Raw genomic sequence first — 23,498 nt, 5'->3', positions numbered from 1 at the left:
CAGCGGAGCGACGCTCCTCCGTTGAGAGTGGCGGTGGGGCGTGGAGGAAGTGTTCAAGAAGCTGTGATCAACACGACTGAGAGCGACTGGTGAACACCGCTAACGGAAATCGGGCGGGAGGTATGGACAACACTCGGGGGTGACTACTGGGAGGTGTGGTGGGCGAAACCGGCTCGATCACCCTCCCGGGCACCGCGGCGCTGACCCAGGTCGGCCGGCTCGCCACGCTGTCCTGGGAGGTGCTGCGGGCGATCTTCCGGCGTCCGTTCCAGTTCCGCGAGTGGATCCAGCAGTGCTGGTTCTTCGCGAGTGTCACGATCTTGCCGACCGCTTTGGTGGCCATCCCCTTCGGGGCCGTGATCGCGCTTCAGCTGGGGTCGCTGACCACGCAGATCGGCGCGCAGTCGTTCACCGGCGCCGCCAGCGCGCTCGCCATCGTGCAGCAGGCCAGCCCGCTGATCACGGCGCTGCTCGTGGCCGGTGCGGGCGGCAGCGCCGTCTGCGCTGACATCGGCGCGCGCAAGATCCGCGAGGAGATCGACGCGATGGAAGTGCTCGGCGTCAACCCGGTGCAGCGCATCGTGGTGCCGCGGGTGCTGGCGGCGATCGTCGTGTCGGTGCTGCTCAACGGCCTGGTCAGCGTGGTCGGGGTGCTCGGCGGCTACTTCTTCAACGTCGTGCTGCAGGGCGGCACGCCGGGTGCGTACTTGGCGAGCTTCAACGCCCTGGCGCAGGTGCCGGACCTGTGGATCAGCGAGATCAAGGCGCTCCTCTACGGTTTCGTCGCCGGGGTCGTCGCCGCGTTCCGCGGGCTGAACCCCGCGGGCGGGCCGAAAGGCGTGGGCGACGCGGTGAACCAGGCCGTGGTGATCACGTTCCTGCTGCTGTTCCTCATCAACGTCGTGCTCACCGCGATCTACCTCAAGATCGTGCCGCCGAAGGCGCTCTGACGTGACGGCCGAACCGATCGACGCCCCGGCGCTGTCCGACCGGACGCTCGAGATCATCGCGCGTCCGGGCGCGAGCCTGGAGGGCCTCGGGCGCCAGCTGTCGTTCTACGGCCGCGCGCTCGCGTGGTCGCCGCGCACGGTCCGCCGCTACGGCCGCGAGACCACGCGCCTGCTGACCGAGGTCTGCTTCGGCACGGGCGGGCTCGCGGTGATCGGCGGGACGCTGGGCGTGATGATCGGGATGACCCTCTTCACCGGGCTCATCGTCGGCCTGCAGGGTTACTCGGCGCTCAACCAGCTCGGCACCGCCGCGCTCACCGGCTTCATCTCCGCCTACTTCAACACGCGGGAGGTCGCGCCGCTCTCGGCCGGGCTCGCGCTCTCGGCGACGGTCGGCTGCGGCTTCACCGCGCAGCTCGGCGCGATGCGGATCTCCGAGGAGATCGACGCGCTCGAGGTGATGGCCGTGCCGAGCATGCCCTACCTCGTGACCGCCCGCGTGCTCGCCGGCGTCACCGCGGTGATCCCGCTGTACGCGGTCGGCCTGCTCTCGTCCTACCTCGCGTCGCGCCAGATCACGATCTGGCTCTACGGCCAGTCGGCCGGCACCTACGACCACTACTTCACGCTGTTCCTCCCGCCCGAGGACGTGTTGTGGTCGTTCGCGAAGGTGCTCGTGTTCAGCGTGCTCGTGATCCTTTCGCATTGTTATTACGGCTACACGGCCGACGGCGGCCCGGCCGGCGTCGGGGTCGCGGTGGGCCGCGCGGTGCGCACGTCGATCGTGCTGATCTCGGTGCTCGACTTCTTCCTGAGCCTCGCGATCTGGGGCGCCAACACGACGGTGCGGATCTCGGGATGAGCACACGGCGCGAACTGCTGAAGCGGCTCCGGTACCAGGTGCTGGGGCTGATCTTCCTCGTCGTCGCGGCCCTGTTCTTCACGACGACGATCGCGATCTACAAGAAGGTGTTCACCCCCGTCACGCTCGTGACGCTCGAAACCGACCACGTCGGCAGCCAGCTGCGCACGGGCGGTGACGTGAAGGTGCGCGGCCTGCTCGTGGGCGAGATCCGCGCGGTCATGGCGAAGGGTGACCACGCGGAGCTCGAACTCGCGCTGCAACCGGACAAGATCGGCGAGATCCCGAGCAACGTTTCGGCCCGGCTGCTGCCCAAGACGCTCTTCGGTGAGCGGTACGTCGCATTGCAGCTGCCCGCGAGCCCCGCGCGGCACATCGAAGCCGGCGACGTGATCCCGCAGGACCGCAGCAGCACGGCGATCGAGCTGGAGCAGGTGCTCGACGACGTGCTGCCGCTGCTGCAGGCCGTGCAGCCGGAAAAGCTGTCGAGCACGCTGAGCGCAGTGTCGACCGCACTCGACGGGCACGGCAAGCGGCTCGGCCAGACGCTCGCGCAGCTGTCGGACTACCTCGGCAAGCTGAACCCGTCGCTGCCGGACCTCAAGGCCGACATCACGGGACTGGCCGGCGTTTCCGCCACGTACGACAAGGCTGCACCGGATCTGCTCGACGCCCTCGCGGACCTGACGACCACGAGCCAGACCATCGTCGCGAAGCGCCAGGGACTGTCCGATGTGTACGCCTCGGTGTCCGCCGCGTCCGCGGACCTCACGAGCTTCCTGGACGTGAACAAGGACAACCTGATCCGCCTCACCACGGCCGTGCAGCCGACGCTCGACGTGCTCGCGAAGTACGCACCCGAGTACCCGTGCCTGCTCAAACAGCTCGCCGGCTCCGTGCCGGAGGCGGAACTCGCGTTCGGCAAGGGCACCGCGCACCCCGAGGTGAGCCGCGTGACGATCGAGTTCACCGCCGGCCGCGGCAAGTACCTGCCCGGCGTCGACGAGCCGAAGTACGACGACAAGCGCGGCCCGCGCTGCTACCCGCAGGTGCCCAAACCCGGGTACTGGCCGCAGTACCCGCCCGACGGCGCCGTGAAGGACGGTTCGACGAAGCCCGTGCCGCCGCACAACCCGCCCGAGTCGCTGCCTGGTGAGATCACGTCCGGCGCGATCACGTCGAGCACCATCGCGAAGAACGGTGTCGCCGGGGGCGGCGGCGAATCCGGTGGTGCGCCGTCGGTGATCGGGTCGACGGACGAGCAGCAGCTCATCGACCTGCTCGTCTCGCCCGCGCTGGGCACGACCCCGGACCAGGTGCCGGACTGGGCGAGCCTGCTCGTCGGGCCGCTCTACCGCGGGACGGAGGTGGAGCTCAAGTGAGGTCGTTCGTCCCCGCACTGGTGAAGATCCTCGTGTTCGCCGCGGTCACGGTGCTGCTCACCGGAATTCTCGCCACCACGATCGCGAACACGAACTTCGGTACCACGGCAGGGTTCGCCGCGAAGTTCACCGACGCGTCGGGCCTGCAGGCGGGTGACGACGTGCGCATTTCGGGCGTGAAGGTCGGGCAGGTCGACTCCATCGCCGTTCAGCAGGGCGACCGGAATTTCGCCGAGGTGCGGTTCGCCGTCGACGCGCAGTACAAGCTGCCCGCCCTGACCACCGCGACCATCAAGTACCGCAACCTCGTCGGCCAGCGTTACCTCGCGCTCGGCACCGACGTGACCGGCGGCGGCACGCTCTCGCACGGCGCGACGATCCCGCCCGAGCGCACGAAGCCCGCGCTCAACCTCACCGTGCTGTTCAACGGGTTCAAACCGCTGTTCCAGGCGCTGGACCCGAAGGAGGTCAACCAGCTCTCGGCCGAGATCATCCAGGTCTTCCAGGGTGAGGGCGGCACGATTACGAGCCTGCTCGCGCACACGGCGTCGATCACCACGTCGATCGCCGGCAAGGACCAGGTGATCGGGCAGGTCATCGACAACCTCAACCAGGTCCTGACCACCGTCAACGCGCGCGGGCCGCAGCTGGGTGACCTGATCGACCAGACGCAGCGGCTCGTGAGCGGGCTGGCCGAGCAGCGCAGGCCGATCGGCGACGCGGTGGGCGCGCTGGGCGAACTGACGGACGCGACGTCCGGCCTGCTGGCCGACGCCCGGCCCGCGGTGCGCGACGACGTCAAGCAGCTCGGCACGCTGTCGGACAACCTCGCGGACTCCGACCAGCTGCTCGACCACCTGCTGCAGGTGCTGCCGGGCAACCTGGAAAAGTTCACGCGGACCCTGAGCTACGGCAGCTGGTTCAACTATTACTTGTGCGGGATCGAAGGCACCGTCGGGATTTCATCGCTCGACGTGACGCTGCCGATCGTGCCGTTGCCCGCGACGCAGCGCGCGCCGAGGTGTGGCCCGTGAAACCCCTCAAAGAACACAACCAGGCGTCGGTCGGTGCGGTGACGCTCGTGCTGATCCTGCTCGTGACCGCCGTCGCCTACTTCTCCGACGACATCCCGCTGTTCGGCAACGGCACCACGTATTCCGCCTACTTCGGCGAAGCCGCCGGGCTCGCGCCGGACAACGAGGTGGAGGTCGCCGGCGTGAAGGTGGGGCAGGTGACGTCGGTGGAGCTGGCGCACAAGCAGGTGCTGGTGAAGTTCCGCGTGAAGGGCGTGCGCGTCGGCGACGCGTCGACCGCGTCGATCGAGATCAAGACGCTGCTGGGGGAGAAGTACCTCGCGCTCGACCCGAAGGGGGCCGGCACACAGAGCCCCGGCGACACCATCCCCCTGAAGCGCACGCGCACGCCGTTCCAGCTGCAGGACGCGTTCGACCAGCTGTCCACGACCGTCGGCGACATCGACACGAAGCAGCTCGCCGACAGCTTCACCGCGTTGTCCGATTCGCTGTCGGGCAGCCCGCAATACCTGAAGGACACGCTCTCGGGCCTGTCCGCGCTGTCGAAGACGGTGTCCTCGCGCGACGCCGACCTGCACACGCTCCTGGCCAACACGAGCGCGATCTCGAAGACGCTGTCCGATCGCAACACCCAGCTGCAGCAGGTGATCAGCGACGGCGACCTGCTGCTGACCGAGCTGCAGAACCGGCGCGAGCAGATCGCGGCGCTGCTGAAGGGCACGCAGCAGCTCTCCCAGCAGCTCTCGGGCCTCGTCGCCGACAACCGCACGCAGCTGAAGCCGACGCTCGACGCGCTGGGGAAGGTGACCGACGTGCTGCAGCGCAACCAGAGCAACCTCGACCGCGGCCTCGCGCTCATGGCGCCGTTCGCACGCGTCGGCGCCAACGCGACGGGCAACGGCCGCTGGTTCGAGGGTTACCTGTGCGGCCTGCTGCCGCCGACGATCACCGCGGGCGGGTTGTCGATCAACCCCGCGGGCTGCACCCCGCCGATCGCGGCGCCGAACCAGGGGGTGGGTGGCCGGTGACGCCCGAAGAAGTACTTCCTCCCGCGGAGGCGGCATGACCATCGAGACCAAAGCGCAGCGGAACCTGGTGTCGTGGCTGGGGTTCGCGTGTGTGCTGGCGTTGCTGCTCACCGCCGGGCTGTGGCTGGTGTTCCGCGGCGGCACCGGGACGACGTTGTCGGCGTACTTCGGGAAGACGGTCGGGCTGTACGCGGGTTCTTCGGTCCGCGTGCTGGGTGTGCCCGTCGGTGAGGTCACGGAGGTGACGCCCGACGGCCAGGCCGTGCGCGTGGACATGCGCGTGAACGACGACGTGCCGATCCCGGCGAACGTCGGCGCGGTCGTGGTCGCGCCGAGCCTCGTCAGCGACCGCTACGTGCAGCTGACGCCGGCGTACGACAGCGGCCCGACGCTCGCGAGCGGCACCGTGCTCGCGCGCGACAAGACGGCCACGCCGGTCGAGCTCGACGACCTGTATGCGAGCCTCGACAAGCTCTCCACCGCGCTGGGACCCCACGGTGCCAACAAGAACGGCGCCCTGTCCGAAGTCCTCGACACGGCGGCGCAGAACCTCAAGGGCAACGGCGCGGACCTCAACTCGACCGTCGGGCGGCTCGCGGACCTCGCGGGCACCCTGGACGATTCGAAGGACGACCTGTTCTCGACCGTCCAGAACCTCAACTCGTTCACCGGTGCCCTCGCGCAGAGCGACAGCCGGCTCAACGAGTTCTACGAACGCGTTGCCGACGTGAGCGGGTTCCTCGCCGACGATTCGGCCGACGTCGGGGCCGCGCTCACCTCGCTCGCCTCGTCGCTGGGTGAGGTGAAGCAGTTCGTGGCGGACAACAAAACCGGCCTCGAATCCAATGTAGACAAGCTCGCGTCGCTCACGAAGGTGCTCGTGGACCAGCGCGCCACGCTTGCCGAGGTGCTCGACGTCGCGCCCACCGGCGCCACGAACTTCATCAACTCCTACGACGCCGCGTCGGGCACGATCGCCGTGCGCGACAACCTCAACGAGATCACCAACCCGCCGATCCTCACCGTCTGCCGGTTGCTGGCCGCGGGCACCCCGAAGAACGTGCCGGCCACGCTCACCGACATCTGCCAGCAGCTCGCGCCGGTGCTCGACGGCACGCTGAAGCTGCCGACGGTGCCGCAGGCGCTCAACTCACTGGAGAACGGCCGGCTGCCACCATTGCCGCTGCCGCTCGTGGACGTGCTGACCCAGGGCGGTGCCAAGTGAAGCGCGTGCGCCGGCGGCTGGCCGGGGTGCTCGCCGGGGTGCTCGTGCTCGCCGGGTGCAGCGACGGCGGGTTCAACGGCCTGTACTCCACCCCGCTGCCGGGTGGCCCGGACCTCGGCGACCACCCGTACCACGTGACGGCGCTGTTCACCGACGTGCTCGACCTCGTGCCGCAGGCGAGCGTGAAGGTGAACGACGTCGCCGTCGGGCGGGTCGACCGGATCACGCTCACGCCCGACACCCGCTCCGCACTCGTCGCGATGACGGTGAACGGCGACGTGCAGCTACCCGCCAACGCGCACGCCGAGCTGCGCCAGTCGAGCTTGCTGGGCGAGAAGTTCGTGGAGCTGAGCGCACCGGCGGCGGAGAAGCCCGAAGGGCACCTCGCCGACGGCGTGCAGATCCCGTTGGGCCGCACCAACCGCAACCCCGAGGTCGAGGAGGTGCTCGGCGCGCTTTCCCTGCTGCTCAACGGCGGCGGTCTCGGGCAGCTGCAGGACATCAGCCACGAGCTCAACGACGCGTTGTCCGGCAACGAGCCGGAGATGCGTGCGCTGCTGTCGCGTGTGGACGATCTCGCGACGCAGCTGGACGGGCACAAGGGCGAGATCCTGCGGGCGATCGACGGGCTCGGCAAGCTCTCGCACACGCTCGCGGGGCAGCAGCAGAACATCAAGACGGCGCTGGACAACCTGGCGCCGGGGCTGAAGATCGTCGCGGACCAGCGCGACCAGCTCGTGGAAATGCTGACCGCGCTGAACAAGCTCTCCGGCGTCGCGGTGGACACCGTGAACCGCAGCCGTGACCAGCTCGTCGCGAACCTCCAGGCGCTGAAGCCGACGCTGCAGAAGCTCGCTGAGGCCGGCCAGGACCTGCCCACCGCGTTGCAGATCCTGCTCACCTACCCGTTCCCGGACTACGCGGGCAACACCATCAAGGGCGACTACGCCAACGTCGACGCGACCGTGAACCTGGATCTGGACAAGCTCGTGCGGAACTTCACGAGCTCCTCGCAGCCGCCGGTCCAGATCCCGGGGCTGACGGGCCCGCAGCCGGGGCCGGGCACCCCGGCTTTGCCGCTGCCGCTGCCGACCACCGCACCGCCGGCGAAGAACCAGCCCGGTCCCGGCGGACTGCTGGGCGGCCTGCTCGGCCCCGTGCTCGGCGGAGGTGCGGGATGACGACCCGCAAGACGCGCCTCCAGCTCATCGCCTTCCTCGTGATCGCCGTGGTGTCGGTGGTCTACGCCGGCGGTAAGTACGCGGGGCTCGACCGGCTCTTCGGCTCGCGCGGCTACCAGGTGACGCTGCAGCTCGCCGATTCCGGCGGGATCTTCGTCAACTCCGAGGTCGCTTACCGCGGCGTGACAGTCGGGCGCGTCACGAACCTGACGCTCACCGGCCACGGCCTCGACGTGCACCTCGACCTCGACTCGGGCGGCCCCGACATCCCCGACGACCTGAAGGCCCAGGTGGCCAACCGGTCGGCGGTGGGGGAGCAGTTCGTGGACCTGCTGCCGAACCGCGAGACAGGCCCGTACCTGCACGACGGGTCGGTGATCACACAGGACCGCACCTCGTTGCCCGCGTCGCCCGACTCCGTGCTGGCGCACCTGGACGACCTGGTGGCGAGCGTGCACCCGGAGTCGCTGAAGACCGTGGTGGACGAGACCTACGACGCGTTCGCCGGCTCGGGGCCGCAGCTGCAGAAGCTGCTCGACAGCACGAGTTCGCTCACCGCCACGGCCGCGCAGTACATCCCGGACACCCGTGGGCTGCTCGCCCACTCGCGCACGGTGTTCGCGACCCAGGAGCGGCAGGCGCAGGACATCACCGACTTCGCGGGCGGGCTGAAGACGATCGCGGCGCAGCTGAAATCGTCGGATCCGGATCTGCGCACGGTGATCGACCAGGCGCCGCAGCTGAGCCGCCAGATCAGCGACGTGCTGGCCACCTCGGGCACCGACCTCGGGGTGATCTTCGCGAATTCCCTGACCACGGCCCAGATCACGTCCGCGCGCACGGACGCGATCGAGGAGCTGTTCGTGGCGTACCCGGTGATCTCGGCGTTCTCGCCGTCGACATCGCCGGACGGCACCGGCCACCTCGGCGTGGTGTTCGACTTCTTCGACCCGGCGTCCTGCACCAAGGGCTACGAGGGTACGAAACAGCGGCCGGCCGACGACACCACCGAGGCGCCGGTGAACATGAACGCCTACTGCGCCGAACCGCCCGGCAGCCCCACCGGGGTCCGCGGTTCGCAGAACGCGCCGTACGCGGGCAAACCGCCGGCGATCCCGGCCGCGCCGAAGGAGCCGGCGGCGTCGGCAACGCCGGACGCGAACCAATTGCCGGGCTTGCTCGACCTGCTCACGCCGCCGCCCGCCGGCGGGCTCGGGGCGCTGCTGGGCGGCTCGTGATGAGGACGCGGCTGCTCGTCGCGGTGCCGGTGCTGGCCGTGGTGGCCGCCGCGTGGTTCGGCTGGTCGTGGTGGCGCGCGGCGCACGACGACTCCCTGACGCGCGGGCGCGACCGCGACGCCGTGCTGGCGGCGGCGACCACGGAACTGGTCACCCTCAACACGATCGACTACCGCACCGCCGGCGCCGACGTCGACCGCTGGCTCGGCGCCACCACCGGCCAGTACGGCAAGAACCTCGCCGACGACCGGCAGCTGCAGGTCGGCCGCGCGACGAGCACCAAGACCGTGTCGACGGCGTCGCTGCGGCAGGCGGCCGTCACGGAACTCGACCCGGCCGCGGGCACCGCGCGCGTCATCGCGGTACTCGACGTGCGCGTGAGCACCGGCGGCGGCGCGGCGGTGCCGAAGCAGGCGCGCCTGACGGTCGACTTCACGCGCGAGGGCAGCGCGTGGAAGGTCGGCGGCGTTCAGGCGGTGGGTTCGTGAACCGCGCGGTGCGGGCCGCCGTGGCGGTCACCGTCGTCGCGCTCGCATGTGCCGTCTGGTTCGCCGTCCAGGCCTCGGCCCTGCAGCCCCGCGACGACGACGCCCTCGTCGACCTGGCCACCACCGAGCAGGTCCGCGACCAGGTGAGTTCGGCGGTGAAAGCCCTGTTCTCCTACGACTACGGCAACCTCGACCGCACCTCGCGCGCCGCCGCCGACGTGCTCAGCGGCCCGGCCGTCGGCCAGTACCGCGCGCAGTTCGCCGCGGCGGGCAAGCGTGCCACCGACGGCAAGCTCATCCGCACCACCACCGTCCGCTCCGCCGGCGTCCGCACCCTCCACGGCGACGAGGCCACCCTGCTGCTCTTCCTCGACCAGCAGACGATCCTGCCGGGCGGGGGCGCACCGCGGGCGTCCGTCGCGCAGCTGGCCGTCACCGCCCACCGCGCCGACGGCCAGTGGAAGATCACCGGTCTCGATCCGCTCTGAGCCACGGCTCGGCGCCGGCCGGGACCCCTCCCACGGTGTTCGTCCTACGGTTCGCCGCAGTGACGGAACAACGTGGAGGGCCGGTGCGGGACAGCCAGAAAGCCGAGATCGCCAGGATTTCCGAGTCGGTGGCGCGCTCGATGTTCACCCAGGCGGCGCTGTACTGGGGCGTCGACCGCGAGGTCCACGCCCGGCTGCCCGAGATGATCCGCCGGCACGCCGAGGGCCTGCTGCCGCAGCTGGCCAAGGCGGCGGTGTCCGACGCGACGCCCGACCTCGGCGAGGCGCAGGAGTCCGTCGAGCGCGAGCTGCGCGAACTGCTGCGGGCCGAAGCTGCGGAGGTGCTGACGAGCTCGTCGGCGCGGGTGCTGCCGGAGCTAGCCGAGCGGGCGGTGCGCGCCGCGGCGCCCGATCCCGAGACCATGCGGGCGGAGCTGGTCGCGAAGGCCGCTCCGGAGGTGACCGGGCTCGTGCGCGAGCAGGCCTCCCGGGCCGTCGCCGATCTGATGGACAAGGCCGGCGACGGCGTGCGCTCGACCGTGGCCGACGTGCTGGAGCGCGAGTCGGCGAAGGTGCTGCCCGGGCTCGCGCGCGCCGCGGTCGAGAAGGCCACGCCCGACCCCTCGCAGCTGCGTGAGCACCTGCTGCGCGAAGCGACGGCGGAGCTGTCCGGGACTGTGCGGGAGGCCGTGGCGGAGGTGACCCGGGAGGCGCAGGGTGACCTGGTCGAGCGGGTCACGGCGGTCGCGCTGGCCCGCGTGCGCAAGACGGCGCACGTCGAGGTCGAGAAGCTGCTCGCGAAGTTCTCGCCGACCGTCGTCTCGGTCGTGCTGCCCGAGGGTAAGACAGTAGAGCCGGCTGAGGACACCCACTCGGTGCTGCCGGAGCTGCTGCTGGCGCTGCACGCGCGGTGCCACGTGCTGCTCGTCGGCCCCGCGGGCACGGGCAAGTCCATGCTCGCGCGCCACGCCGCCGCCGCGCTGGGGCTGGAGTTCCAGGCGCTGTCGCTGGGCCCGACCACGCCCATGAGCAAGGTGTTCGGTTACTACGACGCCAACGGCCGGCACCACGACACACCGTTCCGGCGCGCGTTCCAGCACGGCGGCGTGATGCTGCTGGACGAGCTCGACAACGGCCACCCCGGCCTGCTGGCCGAGCTCAACCAGGCGCTCGCGCTCGGCGTGTGCGCCTTCGCCGACGGCATGGTCACCGCGCACCCCGCCTTCCGGTTGGTGGCCACCGGCAACACCTACGGCACCGGCGGCGACCGCCAGTACTTGGGCCGCCAGACGCTCGACTCGGCGACGCTCGACCGGTTCGTGGTCGTCGACGTGCCCATCGACGAGGGCCTCGAGGAGCGCGTCGCGCGGCGGCACGCGCCGTCGTACCCGGACGCGGTCGACGAGCTGATCGAGCAGATCCGCGACCTGCGCGAGACGGCCCTGGAGAAGAAGCTCCCGGTGATCATCTCGCCACGGGCCAGCATCGACGGCGCCAAGCTGCTGGAGGCCGGCGCCACCGTCGAGCAGGTCATGCGGTGGCGCGTGATCCGCGGGCTGTCGCAGGGGCACCGCGCCGCGCTCGGGCTGGACTGACGCCGTGCTGCCCGTGCACCTGCCACCGATGCTCTCGTGGCACGAGTTCATCGAGACGGCCGTCGCGCCGCCGTCGATCAAGCACGCTTCCAGCAGGCAACCCGAATCCCACTGGAACGGCGCCACCTGGGAGGAAGCACTGCGGCTGGCCGTCGACGGGTGGCCGATCGCCCTCGAGGATGCCGACGTGACCGTCGAGGAGCTGCGCGCCGGCGCCGGTCTCGGCCACGTGGTCACGGAGCTGGAACCGGCGTGGGAGGTGACCGGCACGAGGTCGACCTCGCCGCCTACCTGGCGGGCGTGCCCGAGTGCATGGTGGACGCGGTGCCCCGCCAGGTGTCCCGGCGCGGCAAGGTCGTCACGTTCCTCATCCCGGCCGCGTATTCGCACGTGATCGGCCACGACGTGATCATCAACCGCGGCCTGGCGCTCGCGACCCTGTGCACCGCGATCATCGACGCCGGCCACAGCGTGGAGATCTGGTCGGGCTGGGCGACGACGCTGCCGACGTCCGGAGTGCTGCTGCGGACGAGGGCGGTGGCCCGGGTGATCTCCGCGGGTGAGCCCTTCGACGTCGGCGGGCTGATCTTCGCCGTGGCCCACCCGGCGATGCTGCGCCGGCTCTGGTTCGGCGTGTGGGACCGCCAGCCGGAGAAGGTCGCCGCGGCCATGGACGCCGAGAACTAGGGCGAGGTCGGCCGAATGCCACGCCGGCGACCTGCCGGCAGACATCACCGAGCCGTACGTGTTCCCGTACCTCACCCACGAGGACCGGCAGTGGGACGACCTGGCCACCGCGCTGACCTGGAGCAGGCGGATGTTCGGCGAGCTCGGCCTGATCCAGCACTGAGGCGGCACCGATTCGGCACCGGGTCAGCACCGGTCCGGCGCTGACCCGCGCATCAGCCGTCCCACACTGCGGCGCCCTGGCGCACCACCGTCACCGGCCGCGGCTCGGCCGAGGGCCAGAGGTCCACCACGTAGCGGTAGTGCTCGCCGTACTCGTGCTCGTTCCACGTCGTGGCGGGCGGCTCACCCTCCACATAGGACACTCGGACGCGGTAGCGGCCCGGGGCGAGGTCGAGCACGTGCTCCTGGCCCGGGTAGTCGGCGGGGCCCGCGACCGTCAGCCGGCCGCTCGGCACGGCGAGGTCGGCCTCGACGACGTGCTCGGCGTCGGCCAGGAGCGGGGGCTCGGCCGGGTGGAGGGTGAGGTCGGCCTCGACGAGGTCGGACCGCGCGGTGGCGACGGCGAGCGACGACGGCTCCACCGCGACGCGGTGCGAGGTCACCGCTTCGTCGGACCACCCACCGTCGCCGGGGAGCCAGGCGGTCTTGTCCCGCAAGGAGAACTGCCGCTGGTCGGCGTGGATCACGAGGCGCACGAGGCCCCACCGTAGACCCTGGACAGGGGGTGACCCGAAATGGTAGCGGCGCGCGGTTTAGCGTTGGAGCCATGACCACTGCTCCCGTCGACGTCGACACCGCCCGTCGCGACTACGCGGCGCTCGTCGAGCGCGGCCTCTCCCTGGACATCACCCGCGGCAAGCCGTCCCCCCGGCAGCTCGACCTCTCCGCGGACCTGCTCACCCTGCCCGACGGCGAGTACAAGGCCGAGGACGGCACGGACACGCGCAACTACGGCGGCCTCAAGGGCCTGCCCGAGCTGCGCCGCATCTTCGCCGACGCGCTGCAGGTGCCGGTCGAGCAGCTGCTGGCCGCCGGCAACTCGAGCCTCGAGCTGATGCACGACGCCGTGGTGCAGGCGCTGCTGAGCACGCTGCCGGGCGGCGAACGCCGCTGGGCCGACGAGCCGCGCGTCGCGATGCTGTGCCCGGTGCCGGGCTACGACCGCCACTTCGCGCTCGCCGAGCGCTTCGGCATCGAGCTGATCCAGGTCCCGATGACCGGCGAGGGCCCGGACATGGACGTGGTCGAGCGCCTCGCGGCCGAGGACGCGGGCATCAAGGGCATCTGGTGCGTGCCGAAGTACTCGAACCCGACCGGTGTCACCTTCTCCGACGAGGTCGCCCGCCGCCTCGCCTCGATGACCACGGCCGCCCCGGACTTCCGCATCTTCTGGGACAACGCGTACGCCGTGCACCACCTCACCGACACCGAGGCCGCCGTCGCCGACATCCTCGCGCTGTGCGCCGAGGCCGGGAACCCCGACCGCGCCTTCGTGTTCGGCTCGACTTCGAAGATCACGCTCGCCGGCTCCGGCGTCGGCTTCTTCGGGTCGTCCGAGGCCAACATCGCGTGGTGGACCGGCCTGCTCGCCAAGCGAACGATCGGCCCGGACAAGGTCAACCAGCTGCGCCACGCGATGTTCCTCAAGGACGCCGACGGCGTGCGCGCCCACATGCGCAAGCACGCCGAGATCATCGCGCCGAAGTTCGCCGCGGTCGACCGCATCCTCACCGAGGAGCTGGGCGACTCGGGTCTCGCGACCTGGACGAAGCCGACGGGTGGCTACTTCGTCTCGCTGACGGTGCCCGAGGGCACCGCGAAGGAGGTCGTGCGCCTGGCCAAGGAGGCCGGCGTCGCGCTGACCCCCGCCGGCGCCACGCACCCCCACGGCGACGACCCGCAGGACGCGACGATCCGCATCGCCCCGACCTTCCCCGAGCTCGCCGAGGTCGAGGAGGCCGTGCGCGCCCTCGCCGTGTGCGTGCGCCTCGCTGTCGCCGAGCGCGCCTGAGCTCTTCGTGCCACCGCCGCCCGGTACGGTCGGCGGTGGCACGTGTTCGGGCATTTGGGGTGGGGGATTTCGATGCGCGTTCTCATCGCCGGCGGTGGCGTCGCGGGCACGGTCACGGCGATGGCGCTGCAGCGCGCCGGCCACGAACCGGTGGTGTTCGAGGCCTACCCCTCGGGTGGCGCGGACGCGGGCGCGTTCCTCACCGTCATGCACAACGGCATGGACGCGCTGAAGGCGATCGACGCCGACGGGCCCGTGGTCGAGGCCTCGTTCGCCGCGCTGGGGGTGGAGCTGGTCGGCCCGGACGGCGCAACCGCCGGCACCCGCGAGTTCGACACCGGTGAGCTCGCCGCGCCGCGCACGCTCACGCGCGCCGCGTTCTACCGCGCGCTGCAGGAGGAAGCCGGCCGCCGCGGGATCACCGTGGCGCACGGCCGCCGGCTGGTCTCCGCCGAAACCGGGGTGTCCGGCGTCGTCGCCACCTTCGCCGACGGCTGCACCGAGACCGGCGACGTGCTCGTCGGAGCCGACGGCCTGCGGTCGGTGGTCCGCACCCTCATCGATCCGGACGCCGCGCAGCCGCGCTTCACCGGCCTGACCGTCGTCTACGGCTACACCCGCGCCGAAGGCCTGCCCGCCGCGCCCGGGATCTACCGCATGATCCGCGGCAGCCGCGCGGCGTTCGGCTTCACCACCGCGCCCGACGGCGCCACGTTCTGGTTCGCCCGCATCCCCGACGCCGAACGCTCGCGCGACGAGATCGCCGCGGTGACCCCCGCCGGCTGGCGCGCCTTCGCCTTCGCCGCGTTCGACGGCGACCCGCTGCCGTGCGCGGAGATCGTCGCCGCGACGGGCGACGACGTGTTCGGCGGCCACTCCTACGACGTGCCGACCACCCGGGTCTGGTCCACCCCGCGCCTGGTCCTGGTCGGCGACGCGGCCCACGCGGCGTCCCCGGCGGCGGGGCAGGGCGCCTCGATGGCGCTGGAGGACAGCGTGGTGCTCGCGTTGTGCCTGCGCGACCTGCCGGACGCGCCCGCCGCGTTCGCGGCCTACGAGAAGCTGCGCCGCGCCAGGGTGGAGAAGCTCGTGGCCGCCAGCGCGGGCCAGGACGCCGGCGCGGACCGCGGCTGGCTCTACCACCACCACATCGACTGGAACGAGCGAATCACAGCCTGAATCGGCCGTGGGCGCCGTCCGGGGTGGCTACGATCCGGCGCATGACTCAAGCCGCACCCCCGCAGCAGTTCCCGATCCTGCTGTCCACTATGAACGATCTGCCCGGCTACCGCGTGGTCCGCGTGTTCGGTGAGGTCTTCGGCCTGACCGTGCGCAGCCGCAACATGTTCTCCAATCTCGGAGCCGGCTTCAAGGCGATGGCGGGCGGCGAGCTGAAGGGCCTGTCGAAGCTGCTCTCGGACTCCCGGTACGAGGCGCTCAACCGGCTTTCCCAGGAAGCGATGCAGCACGGGGCCAACGCCGTGCTCGCCCTGCGCTTCGACTGCAACGAAATCGCCCAGACGGCCAGCGAAATCGCCGCGTACGGCACCGCCGTCTACGTGGTGCCGGAGGGTGCGCCGCCGCCGCAGCAGCACCAGGCTCAGCACCACCAGCAGCAGCAACAGCAGCCGGCTCAGTACCAGCAGCCGCCGGGTTTCCCGCAGGGCTGATCCCGGACGCGAATTCGCCGTGGTGTCCGAAGTGTCCGGACGCCACGGCGAATCAAAGCGGCGAATTCAATCGGTGAACCCGGCCGGTGGGCTCAGCGCTTGTACAGCGCTTCGATGTCGGAGGCGTAGTTCTTGTTCACCACGTTGCGCTTGAGCTTCAGGCTCGGCGTGATCTCGCCGCTCGCTTCGGTGAAGTCCTTGGCCAGCACGGTGAACTTCTTGATCGCCTCGGCGTGGGAGACCTGCTTGTTGGCCTCGTCCACGGCGGCCTGGATTTCGCGCAGCAGGTCGTCGTCGGCGGCGAGGTCGGAAACCGTGGCCTGCGCGGGCTTGCCGTGCTGGGTCTTCCACGCGGGGAAGAACTCCTCGTCGATGGTGACGAGTGCGGCGATGAACGGGCGCTGGTCGCCGACGACCATGGCCTGGCTGATGAGCGGCGAGGCCTTGATGGTGTCCTCGAGGCCGGACGGGGCGACGTTCTTGCCGCCGGCCGTCACGATGATCTCCTTCTTGCGGCCGGTGATCTTGAGGAAGCCGTCGGAGTCGAGTTCGCCGAGGTCGCCGGTGTGGAACCAGCCCTCGGTGAGGGCTTCGGCGGTCGCGGTGGGGTTGTTGTAGTACGCGCCGAACACGACGTCGCCCTTGAGGAGGATCTCGCCGTCGTCGGCGATGCGCACCGAGGTGCCCGCCACGGGCTTGCCGACGGTGCCCACGCGGAACGCAGTCTTCGTGTTCACGTTCGCCGCCGCCGAGGTCTCGGTGAGGCCGTAGCCCTCGAACACCGGCACGCCGATGCCGCGGAAGAAGTGGGCCAGGCGCGCGCCGAGCGGGGCGCCGCCGGACACCGCGGCGATGCAGCGGCCGCCCAGTGCCGCGCGCAGCTTGCTGTACACGAGCTTGTCGAACACCAGGTGCTTCGCGCGCAGCCCGAACGAGGCGCCGCCGTTGTCCTGCGCCTGGCTGTACTCGACCGCCACGGCCTCGGCCGCGTCGAAGATCTTGCCCTTGCCGTCGCCGTGGGCCTTCTGCTTGGCCGCGTTGTAGACCTTCTCGAACACGCGCGGCACCGCGACCACGAACGTCGGCCGGAACGTGCCGAGGTCGGCCACCAGGTTCTTCACGTCCGGCGTGTGGCCCAGCGTCACGCGGGCCGACAGCGCGGTCACGGCGATCGCGCGGGCGAGGATGTGCGCGAGCGGCAGGAAGCACAGCAGCGAGTTGCCCTGCTCCATGAGCTCGGGGAACGCGTCGATGTCGGCGCGGATCTCGGCCAGCAGGTTCCGGTGCGTCAGCTCGACGCCCTTCGGCCGGCCGGTGGTGCCCGACGTGTAGACGATCGTGGCGAGCTCGCCCGCGGTGACCTCGCGGCGGCGCGCGTGCAGCTGCTCGTCGGTGACTTCGGCGCCCAGCGCGGTGAGCTCGTCGACCGCGGGCGCGGCGCCTTCGATCTGCCAGGTGCGCTGCAGCGCGGTGAGCCGGCTGCGGACCTCGTCGACGGCCGCGCGGTGCGCATCGGTCTCGACCAGTACGGCCTTGGCGGCGGAGTCGGACAGGATCCAGTGCACCTGCTCGGGCGACGACGTCTCGTAGATCGGCACGGTGACGGCGCCGGCGGCCCAGATGGCGAAGTCGATCAGGGTCCACTCGTACCGGGTCTTCGACATCAGCGCGACCCGGTCGCCGTGACCGACGCCGGCGGCGATCAGGCCCTTCGCGACGGCCGCGACCTGGTCGGCGAAGTCCTTGGCCGTCACGTCCAGCCAGGTGCCGTCGACCTGCCTGCGGAAGCTCACCACGTCGGAGAACCGCTCGGCGTTCGCCCAGACGACGTCGGCCAGGTTCTCGTCGTCGGTCACCGGCTTCCCGGCGGGGGCGCTGTATTCGCGCACGTGGACCTCCGTGTTCGACGCGTGCGGGGTTACCCGCCGGTCAACTTAGCTTGCCGTAGACCTTAAGACCACGCCGCGGCGCCCCGCCGGACGAGGTCGTGACATTCTGCGCCTGTGAACCCCGGACCGCCCGCTCTCGATCTTGTGGACGAGACCTTCATCGTGGTGCCGCCCAGCACGCTCGCCGCGGCGTTCGCCGATCCGGCGTCGTGGCGGCGCTACTGGCCCGACCTGGTGCTCGAGGTCTACACCGACCGAGGTGACAAGGGCCTGCGCTGGACCGTGACCGGCGCGCTCGTCGGTACGATGGAGGTCTGGCTGGAACCCGTGCTCGACGGCACCGTGCTGCACTACTTCCTGCGCGCGACGCCCGCCGGCCCCGGTGGTGCGCCGCGGCAGCTGACGTGGCGTGAGCTGCGCCGGGAGCAGGACCGGCGGGCCCGCGCCGCGAAGGACCTGGCACTGGGGTTGAAGGACGTCCTCGAGGACGGGCGAGCGCCCGGGATCCCACCTCGGACCGAGGACTGACTAGGAGGGTCTTGTGCGGGTTCACGTCGTTTCGGACGTGCACGGCAACGCCGACGCGCTGAAGCGGGCGGGGGAGGGGGCCGACGCGCTCGTCGTGCTCGGTGACCTGCTGGACTTCGTCGACTACCGCGAGCACGACAAGGGCATCATGGGCGCCCTGTTCGGCGCGGAGAAGGTGGCGCAGTTCGCGCGCCTTCGCCGCGAAGGCACCCGCGACGAGACGGTCGCCTACTCGCGCACGCTGTGGGCCACGCTCGACGACCCGGCCGCGGCCGTCGACGAGGCGGTGCGCGAGCAGTACGCCACGCTGTTCGCCTCGATGACGGCTCCCACGTACGCCACGCCCGGCAACGTCGACTCGCCCGTGCTGTGGCCCGAGTTCGCCGGCGACGGCGTGCAGGTGCTCGACGGCGAGGTCGCCACCATCGGCGGCCTGCGCTTCGGTTTCGCCGGCGGCGCGGTGCTGCCCGAGGGTGTGGTGCCGCGCCCGCGCAAAGGCGCGGCCTGGCGGCCCTACCTGCGGCCTCGTGAGGATTTCGACGCGTCGGTGGCCAAGTTGTCCGGGGTCGACGTGCTGTGCACGCACATCCCGCCGGCCCTGCCGGAGCTGACCTACGACGTGGTCGCACGGCGCGCCGAACTGGGCTCGTCGGCCCTGCTGGAACTCATTCGCGAGCAGCGCCCGCGCTGGTCGGTGTTCGGCCACGTGCACCAGCCGCTGGCCGCCCGCCGCCGCGTCGGCTACACCGAGTGCCGTAACGTCGGTCACTTCAAGGAGACCGGGCAGCCCTACGTGCTGCGCTGGTGACGACGTAGTCCGGCTACGCTTCGTTCATGGCCGAGCAGTCCACGCAGTCCATCGAGGTCGACGCCGAGCCCCGCCGGGTCATGTCGGTGATCGCCGACTTCCCCGCGTATCCCGAGTGGGCGAAGGCCGTCCAGGAGGCCGAGGTGCTGGGCACCGACGACGCCGGGCGGGCCAAGCAGGTGAAGCTGACCCTGGACGCCGGGCCGATCAAGGATGTCTACACCCTTGAGTACGACTGGGACAGCTCTGGGCTCGGCGTGAGCTGGCACCTGGTCAAGGGTCAGATGCAGAAGGCGCAGAACGGCCGCTACGCGCTGGAGCAGCTCGGTGAGGGGCGCACGAAGGTCACCTACACGCTCTCGGTGGAGCTGGCGCTGCCGATGATCGGCCTGCTGCGGCGCAAGGCCGAGAAGATGGTGATGGACACGGCGCTCAAGGAGCTGAAGCGACGGGCCGAAGGCTAGAGGGCGACATGCGGATCCTGCTGTTCACCGGCAAGGGGGGTGTCGGGAAGACCACGCTCGCCGCGGCCACCGCCACCGCGCTGGCCGGCCGCGGCAGGAAAACGCTCGTGGTCTCCACCGACCCCGCCCACTCCCTTTCCGACGCGTTCGCCGCGCCGCTGCGCTCGGAGCCGTCCGAAGTGGACGTGCCGGGCGACGGCTCGCCGGCGGGGCTGTGGGCGGCGCAGGTCGACTCGCGCGCGCTGGCCGACCGGACGTGGCACGGGCTGCGCGACCAGCTGCGGACCGTCCTGACCGGCGCCGGGCTCGACACGCTGGACGCCGAAGAGCTCACCGTGCTGCCGGGCGTCGACGAGCTGCTGGCGCTCGGCGAGGTGCGCCGGCTGGCCGGGCTCGGGCCGTGGGACACCGTGGTGGTCGACTGCGGGCCGACCGCCGAGACTCTGCGGCTGCTCGCGCTGCCCGAGGCCGTGGCCGGCTACCTCTCCCGCGCGCACGGCCGGCGCGGCCGCGTCGCGAGCTCGGTGCGGCGGCTCGGCGTGCACCTGGACGCGCTGCGGGAGTTGCTGACCGACCCGACCGTGACGACCGTCCGGCTGGTGCTCACGCCCGAACGGGTCGTGGTCGCCGAGGCGCGCCGGACGTTGACGTCGCTCGCGCTGCGCGGCATCGCCGTCGACGGGCTGATCGCCAACCGCCTGATGCCGGCGCCCGGGTTCTGGCGCGGGTCGGCGGCCACGTGGCTGCGCACGCGGCGCGCGCAGCAGGACGCGGTGCTGGCCGACCTCGCCGGGGCTGGTTTCGGGCCCGGTGAGCTCGCGCGCGTCGAGCACCGGGCGGCTGAACCGGTGGGCGCGGCCGCGCTGGCCGAGCTGGCCCGCGAGCTCTACGGCACGCGGGATCCCTTGTCCGGCAACGGAAAACCCGTCACCCCGCTGCTGCAGGTGACGCCGGATGGAGACGGGTTCCAGCTGCGCGTCGCGATCCCGCTGCAGCGGGAAGCCGACGTGGACCTCGCCCGCGTCGACGACGACCTGGCGATCACCGTGGACGGCTTCCGGCGGCTGATCACCCTGCCGGAGACGCTGCGCCCGTGCCGGATCACCGGTGCGGAATCCGACGGAGGCGGCCTGGTGATCAGCCTGGCCGGGAACCGGGGCCGCGCGTGAGCGAACAGGACGAGCCGGGGCACGCCGCCGAGGGCCTGCGGCTGGCCGAGGAGATCCGCCTCCTGGTCGAGATGGTCGTGGAGCGGGCCGCGCCGTGGCTGGAGGGGGTGGTCGCCGCCGGGCACGGTCAGGACCGGGACGAACCGCCCCGGGACCGGGAGACTTCCGCGTGCGGGTGGTGTCCGTTGTGTGCGATCGTCGCCGTCGTGCGAGGGGAACGGCCGGAGTTCGCCGCGCGGCTCCTCGAGCAGGCGGCGCAGCTCGTGGCGTTGCTGCGGGCGGTGCTCGCGGATCGCTGGGAGCCGGACGAGGGTGTGCACATGCCGGGCTTCCGGCCCGAGCCCCGCCCCCCGGCTCCGGCGGACGAGCCGGTGGGCGCGCGGGTGCAGCGCATCACCGTCCGCAAGCGGGAAGACTGGCGGCCGGAGCAGGAGAACTGAGTGCTGACGATTGGGGTGGACGTCGGCGGCACGAGCGTGCGCGCCGGGGTGGTGGACGAGCGGGGATCGCTCCTGGACACCGCCCGCGTCGGGACACCGAGTGAGGAGAACGCCCTCGAAGACGCCATCGCCGGCGTCGTCGAGGACCTGCGCAACCGCCACGACGTGGCGGCCGTGGGCCTGGCCGTGGCCGGGTTCGTGGCGCGCGACCGGCGCTCGGTGATGTTCGCGCCGCACCTCGCGTGGCGCGACGCGCCCGTGGCCGACCGCATCGAGAAGCGCGTGGGCCTGCCGGTGACGCTGGAGCACGACGTGAACTCGGCCGTCGTCGGCGAGCACCGCTTCGGCGCCGCTCGGGGTGCGCAGGTGGCCGCGCTGGTCGCCCTGGGCACCGGGATCGGCGCCGGCCTGCTGCTCGACGGCGAGATCTACCGCGGCGCGTACGGCGTCGCCCCCGAGCTGGGCCACCTGACCGTGGTGCCGGGCGGGCGCGCGTGCCCGTGCGGGAAGTACGGCTGCTGGGAACGCTACTGCAGCGGAACGGCGCTGGCCGCCACCGCGGTGGAGCTGCTGGCCCGCTACCCGGGCCGCTCGACGGTGCTCTCCCGCGAGCTCGCGGGAGACCCGGGCTCCGTCACGGGCCGCCGCGTCGCCGGCGCCGCCCGCGACGGCGACCCCATCGCGTTGCGTGCGATGGCCGAGCTGGCCAAGTGGCTGGGCGAAGGCCTTGCGCTGGTGGCCGACGTCTTCGACCCCGAGATCATCGTCATCGGCGGCGGCGTGTCCGAATCCGCGCCGCTCTTCCTCGACGAAGCCCGCGAACACTACGCGGGCGCCATCACCGGTGCCCGCCACCGCCCGCTGGCGCGCATCCGCACCGCCCACCTCGGCGACGACACGGCCATCGTGGGCGCCGCCGCCCTGGCCCTCGACGCGGCGAAGGCCGACGTCGCGGAGGTCGCCGGCTGAGCTGCGGCTGGACTGGGGGTGCGTTCGGCCTGGTGCCCGTGCTGCGGCCCGCGACCCGGGTGAGTGGCGTCGGCGCGGTCGGGAGGGTCGGGTCGAGGCGGTGGGCGTGGTGGGTATGGTCGGTGGCCCGGCGCCGGGTTCTGCTTGCCGAGGACGTGGTGAAAGCCGGCGTGGCTGAGGTCGGCCGGCTGAGGTCGGCCGGCTGAGGGCCGGGCCGGGCGTCGTCCACGCGGAGGCTGCGGAGCGCGGGCTTCGTGTGGAAGGCTGGTCGCGTGACGCCGATGACCGCGAACCGCTTCGTGCGGTGTGTGTGCGGGCGGTTGCACTGGGGGGCGCACGGCGCGGCCGGTCTGTTGCTGTGCGATCCCGAGCGCGGCGTGCTGCTGCAGCGGCGCGCCTGGTGGGTGCACAACGGCAGCACGTGGGCCCTGCCCGGCGGTGCGATCGAGACCGGTGAGTCCGTGCGCGACGCCGCGGCGCGCGAGGCGTGGGAAGAGGCGGACGTGCCGCGGTCGGCGTTCCGGGCACTGTCGGCGTCGGTGCTCGACCACGAGACCTGGGCGTACACGACAGTGCTCGGGGTGGCCGACGGGTCGCTCGACGCGCGGGTCGCGAACGAGGAGAGCGCCGAGCTGCGGTGGGTTGCGCCCGGGGACGTCGCCGACCTGCCGCTGCACCGGGACTTCGCGGCTTCGTGGCCGATGCTGCGGGAACAGCTGGGTCGGGAGCTCGTCTTGGTCGTCGACGGCGCGAACGTCGTGGGCTCGCGGCCCGACGGCTGGTGGCGCGACCGGCGTGGCGCTGCCGAGCGGCTGCGCGACCGGCTCGGCAAGCTTTCCGAACGCGGGCTCGCCGACGACGTGGCCGGCGCCGGCGCCGGGCCGACGTGGAAGTGGTGGCCGCGGGTCGTCCTCGTCGTCGAGGGGCAGGCCCGGGGCGTCGAGCCGATCGAAGGAGTCGAAATCGCCACGGCCCCCGCCGACGGCGACTCCCACATCGTCGAGGTCACCGCCCGGGCAGACCCGGCGGACCACGTCGTCGTGGTGACCGCCGATCGCGAGCTGCGCTCCCGCGTGACGAACCTCGGTGCCGCGATCATGGGCCCGGGCGCGCTGTGGCGGGAGCTCGACGCTTAGCCCCGGGATCCGGCACGCGGCACATCCGGCCGACGAGGAGAACGGAGGACCGGATGCCGGCCACGGTGATCACGGTCAGGTAGGCGAACCCGGGCGCGCAGCGCTCGTCGATCACGACCCGAACCGGGGATCCGCTTGTGTGGCCGCCCCGATCCGCGGCGCCGGCGGCGCGATCGCCGGGACCGTCACCGTGTCCGCGACCCGGCCGTAGCTGCCGGTTGCCGTCAGGCGCGGCCTGACCGCGGTGGCCGGC

General features: G+C 71.6%; 24 protein-coding genes. 22 read left to right on the top strand and 2 right to left on the bottom strand.

The genetic code is table 11. The features are described from left to right. Positions 1 to 155 precede the first annotated feature (155 nt). The 12 genes from I6J71_RS32865 (at position 156) to I6J71_RS32810 (ending at position 12,158) form a co-directional block, all read left to right on the top strand. Entirely contained in the window at positions 156 to 950 is a 795-nt protein-coding gene (locus I6J71_RS32865; RefSeq protein WP_204090398.1) for an ABC transporter permease, read from the top strand. Position 951: 1 nt separating this feature from the next. Then, positions 952 to 1,812 carry an ABC transporter permease gene (locus I6J71_RS32860; protein ID WP_204090397.1) on the top strand — a complete coding sequence of 287 codons (861 nt, stop codon included), beginning with the start codon at positions 952 to 954 and terminating at the stop codon, positions 1,810 to 1,812. Next, positions 1,809 to 3,194: an MCE family protein gene (locus I6J71_RS32855; RefSeq protein WP_204090396.1), complete on the top strand. Its 1,386-nt coding sequence runs from the start codon at positions 1,809 to 1,811 to the stop codon at positions 3,192 to 3,194. The genes I6J71_RS32860 and I6J71_RS32855 overlap by 4 nt, the downstream gene beginning before the upstream one ends. Then, positions 3,191 to 4,228 carry an MCE family protein gene (locus I6J71_RS32850; RefSeq protein ID WP_204090395.1) on the top strand — a complete coding sequence of 346 codons (1,038 nt, stop codon included), beginning with the start codon at positions 3,191 to 3,193 and terminating at the stop codon, positions 4,226 to 4,228. Before I6J71_RS32855 ends, I6J71_RS32850 begins: the two co-directional genes overlap by 4 nt. Further along, on the top strand, positions 4,225 to 5,256 hold the full coding sequence (locus tag I6J71_RS32845; RefSeq protein WP_204090394.1) for an MlaD family protein: 1,032 nt from the start codon (positions 4,225 to 4,227) through the stop codon (positions 5,254 to 5,256). Before I6J71_RS32850 ends, I6J71_RS32845 begins: the two co-directional genes overlap by 4 nt. Before the next feature lie 34 nt (positions 5,257 to 5,290). Next, on the top strand, positions 5,291 to 6,481 hold the full coding sequence (locus I6J71_RS32840; RefSeq protein WP_204090393.1) for an MCE family protein: 1,191 nt from the start codon (positions 5,291 to 5,293) through the stop codon (positions 6,479 to 6,481). Further along, positions 6,478 to 7,662, top strand: a complete 1,185-nt coding sequence (locus I6J71_RS32835) for an MCE family protein (RefSeq protein ID WP_204090392.1) — start codon at positions 6,478 to 6,480, stop codon at positions 7,660 to 7,662. The genes I6J71_RS32840 and I6J71_RS32835 overlap by 4 nt, the downstream gene beginning before the upstream one ends. Further along, the gene (locus I6J71_RS32830; protein ID WP_204090391.1) at positions 7,659 to 8,900 is read left to right on the top strand and encodes an MCE family protein; all 1,242 of its coding nucleotides are present in this window, start codon (positions 7,659 to 7,661) and stop codon (positions 8,898 to 8,900) included. The genes I6J71_RS32835 and I6J71_RS32830 overlap by 4 nt, the downstream gene beginning before the upstream one ends. Next, the gene (locus I6J71_RS32825; protein WP_204090390.1) at positions 8,900 to 9,388 is read left to right on the top strand and encodes a hypothetical protein; all 489 of its coding nucleotides are present in this window, start codon (positions 8,900 to 8,902) and stop codon (positions 9,386 to 9,388) included. The genes I6J71_RS32830 and I6J71_RS32825 overlap by 1 nt, the downstream gene beginning before the upstream one ends. After that, a complete protein-coding gene (locus I6J71_RS32820) occupies positions 9,385 to 9,876 on the top strand; it encodes a hypothetical protein (protein WP_239154058.1) in 492 nt (163 codons plus the stop codon). Before I6J71_RS32825 ends, I6J71_RS32820 begins: the two co-directional genes overlap by 4 nt. Before the next feature lie 83 nt (positions 9,877 to 9,959). Continuing rightward, on the top strand, positions 9,960 to 11,471 hold the full coding sequence (locus I6J71_RS32815) for an AAA family ATPase (protein WP_204090389.1): 1,512 nt from the start codon (positions 9,960 to 9,962) through the stop codon (positions 11,469 to 11,471). Positions 11,472 to 11,723: 252 nt separating this feature from the next. Then, positions 11,724 to 12,158 carry a hypothetical protein gene (locus I6J71_RS32810; RefSeq protein WP_204090388.1) on the top strand — a complete coding sequence of 145 codons (435 nt, stop codon included), beginning with the start codon at positions 11,724 to 11,726 and terminating at the stop codon, positions 12,156 to 12,158. A gap of 215 nt (positions 12,159 to 12,373) precedes the next feature. Here the strand turns inward: I6J71_RS32810 and I6J71_RS32805 are convergent, their stop codons facing one another. Next, positions 12,374 to 12,856: a hypothetical protein gene (locus I6J71_RS32805; protein WP_204090387.1), complete on the bottom strand. Its 483-nt coding sequence runs from the start codon at positions 12,854 to 12,856 to the stop codon at positions 12,374 to 12,376. A 71-nt stretch (positions 12,857 to 12,927) separates the two neighbouring features. Here I6J71_RS32805 and I6J71_RS32800 point away from each other — a divergent pair, with 71 nt between their 5' ends. The 3 genes from I6J71_RS32800 (at position 12,928) to I6J71_RS32790 (ending at position 15,842) form a co-directional block, all read left to right on the top strand. Continuing rightward, the gene (locus I6J71_RS32800) at positions 12,928 to 14,172 is read left to right on the top strand and encodes an aminotransferase class I/II-fold pyridoxal phosphate-dependent enzyme (protein ID WP_204090386.1); all 1,245 of its coding nucleotides are present in this window, start codon (positions 12,928 to 12,930) and stop codon (positions 14,170 to 14,172) included. Between the two features lie 72 nt (positions 14,173 to 14,244). Further along, positions 14,245 to 15,351 carry an NAD(P)/FAD-dependent oxidoreductase gene (locus I6J71_RS32795; RefSeq protein WP_204090385.1) on the top strand — a complete coding sequence of 369 codons (1,107 nt, stop codon included), beginning with the start codon at positions 14,245 to 14,247 and terminating at the stop codon, positions 15,349 to 15,351. Positions 15,352 to 15,392: 41 nt separating this feature from the next. After that, a complete protein-coding gene (locus tag I6J71_RS32790; RefSeq protein WP_204090384.1) occupies positions 15,393 to 15,842 on the top strand; it encodes a YbjQ family protein in 450 nt (149 codons plus the stop codon). A gap of 92 nt (positions 15,843 to 15,934) precedes the next feature. On the opposite strand, the gene I6J71_RS32785 is transcribed toward I6J71_RS32790, so the two are convergent. Continuing rightward, positions 15,935 to 17,731 carry a long-chain fatty acid--CoA ligase gene (locus tag I6J71_RS32785; protein ID WP_204090383.1) on the bottom strand — a complete coding sequence of 599 codons (1,797 nt, stop codon included), beginning with the start codon at positions 17,729 to 17,731 and terminating at the stop codon, positions 15,935 to 15,937. A 114-nt stretch (positions 17,732 to 17,845) separates the two neighbouring features. Between I6J71_RS32785 and I6J71_RS32780 the strand changes: the two genes are divergently transcribed. From I6J71_RS32780 to I6J71_RS32750, 7 genes are all read left to right on the top strand, one after another. Further along, the gene (locus tag I6J71_RS32780) at positions 17,846 to 18,259 is read left to right on the top strand and encodes a polyketide cyclase / dehydrase and lipid transport (RefSeq protein WP_204090382.1); all 414 of its coding nucleotides are present in this window, start codon (positions 17,846 to 17,848) and stop codon (positions 18,257 to 18,259) included. Positions 18,260 to 18,272: 13 nt separating this feature from the next. Then, positions 18,273 to 19,067, top strand: coding sequence for a metallophosphoesterase (locus I6J71_RS32775; RefSeq protein WP_204090381.1), 795 nt, complete (start codon positions 18,273 to 18,275; stop codon positions 19,065 to 19,067). A gap of 26 nt (positions 19,068 to 19,093) precedes the next feature. Then, positions 19,094 to 19,531 (top strand): SRPBCC family protein, encoded by a 438-nt coding sequence (locus tag I6J71_RS32770; protein WP_204090380.1) that lies wholly within the window; start codon positions 19,094 to 19,096, stop codon positions 19,529 to 19,531. Positions 19,532 to 19,539: 8 nt separating this feature from the next. Continuing rightward, a complete protein-coding gene (locus tag I6J71_RS32765) occupies positions 19,540 to 20,700 on the top strand; it encodes an ArsA family ATPase (RefSeq protein WP_204090379.1) in 1,161 nt (386 codons plus the stop codon). Next, complete coding sequence (locus tag I6J71_RS32760) at positions 20,697 to 21,140, top strand: hypothetical protein (protein ID WP_204090378.1); 444 nt, start codon at positions 20,697 to 20,699, stop codon at positions 21,138 to 21,140. The genes I6J71_RS32765 and I6J71_RS32760 overlap by 4 nt, the downstream gene beginning before the upstream one ends. Positions 21,141 to 21,155: 15 nt before the next feature. Then, a complete protein-coding gene (locus tag I6J71_RS32755; RefSeq protein WP_204097353.1) occupies positions 21,156 to 22,109 on the top strand; it encodes an ROK family protein in 954 nt (317 codons plus the stop codon). A 272-nt stretch (positions 22,110 to 22,381) separates the two neighbouring features. Then, entirely contained in the window at positions 22,382 to 23,245 is an 864-nt protein-coding gene (locus I6J71_RS32750) for an NUDIX domain-containing protein (protein ID WP_370542006.1), read from the top strand. Positions 23,246 to 23,498 lie beyond the last annotated feature (253 nt).

The sequence above is a fragment of the Amycolatopsis sp. FDAARGOS 1241 genome, assembly GCF_016889705.1.
Lineage (GTDB): Bacteria > Actinomycetota > Actinomycetes > Mycobacteriales > Pseudonocardiaceae > Amycolatopsis.
Note: the sequence above shows the minus strand (reverse complement) of the source record. Positions and strands in the feature narration are given on the sequence as shown.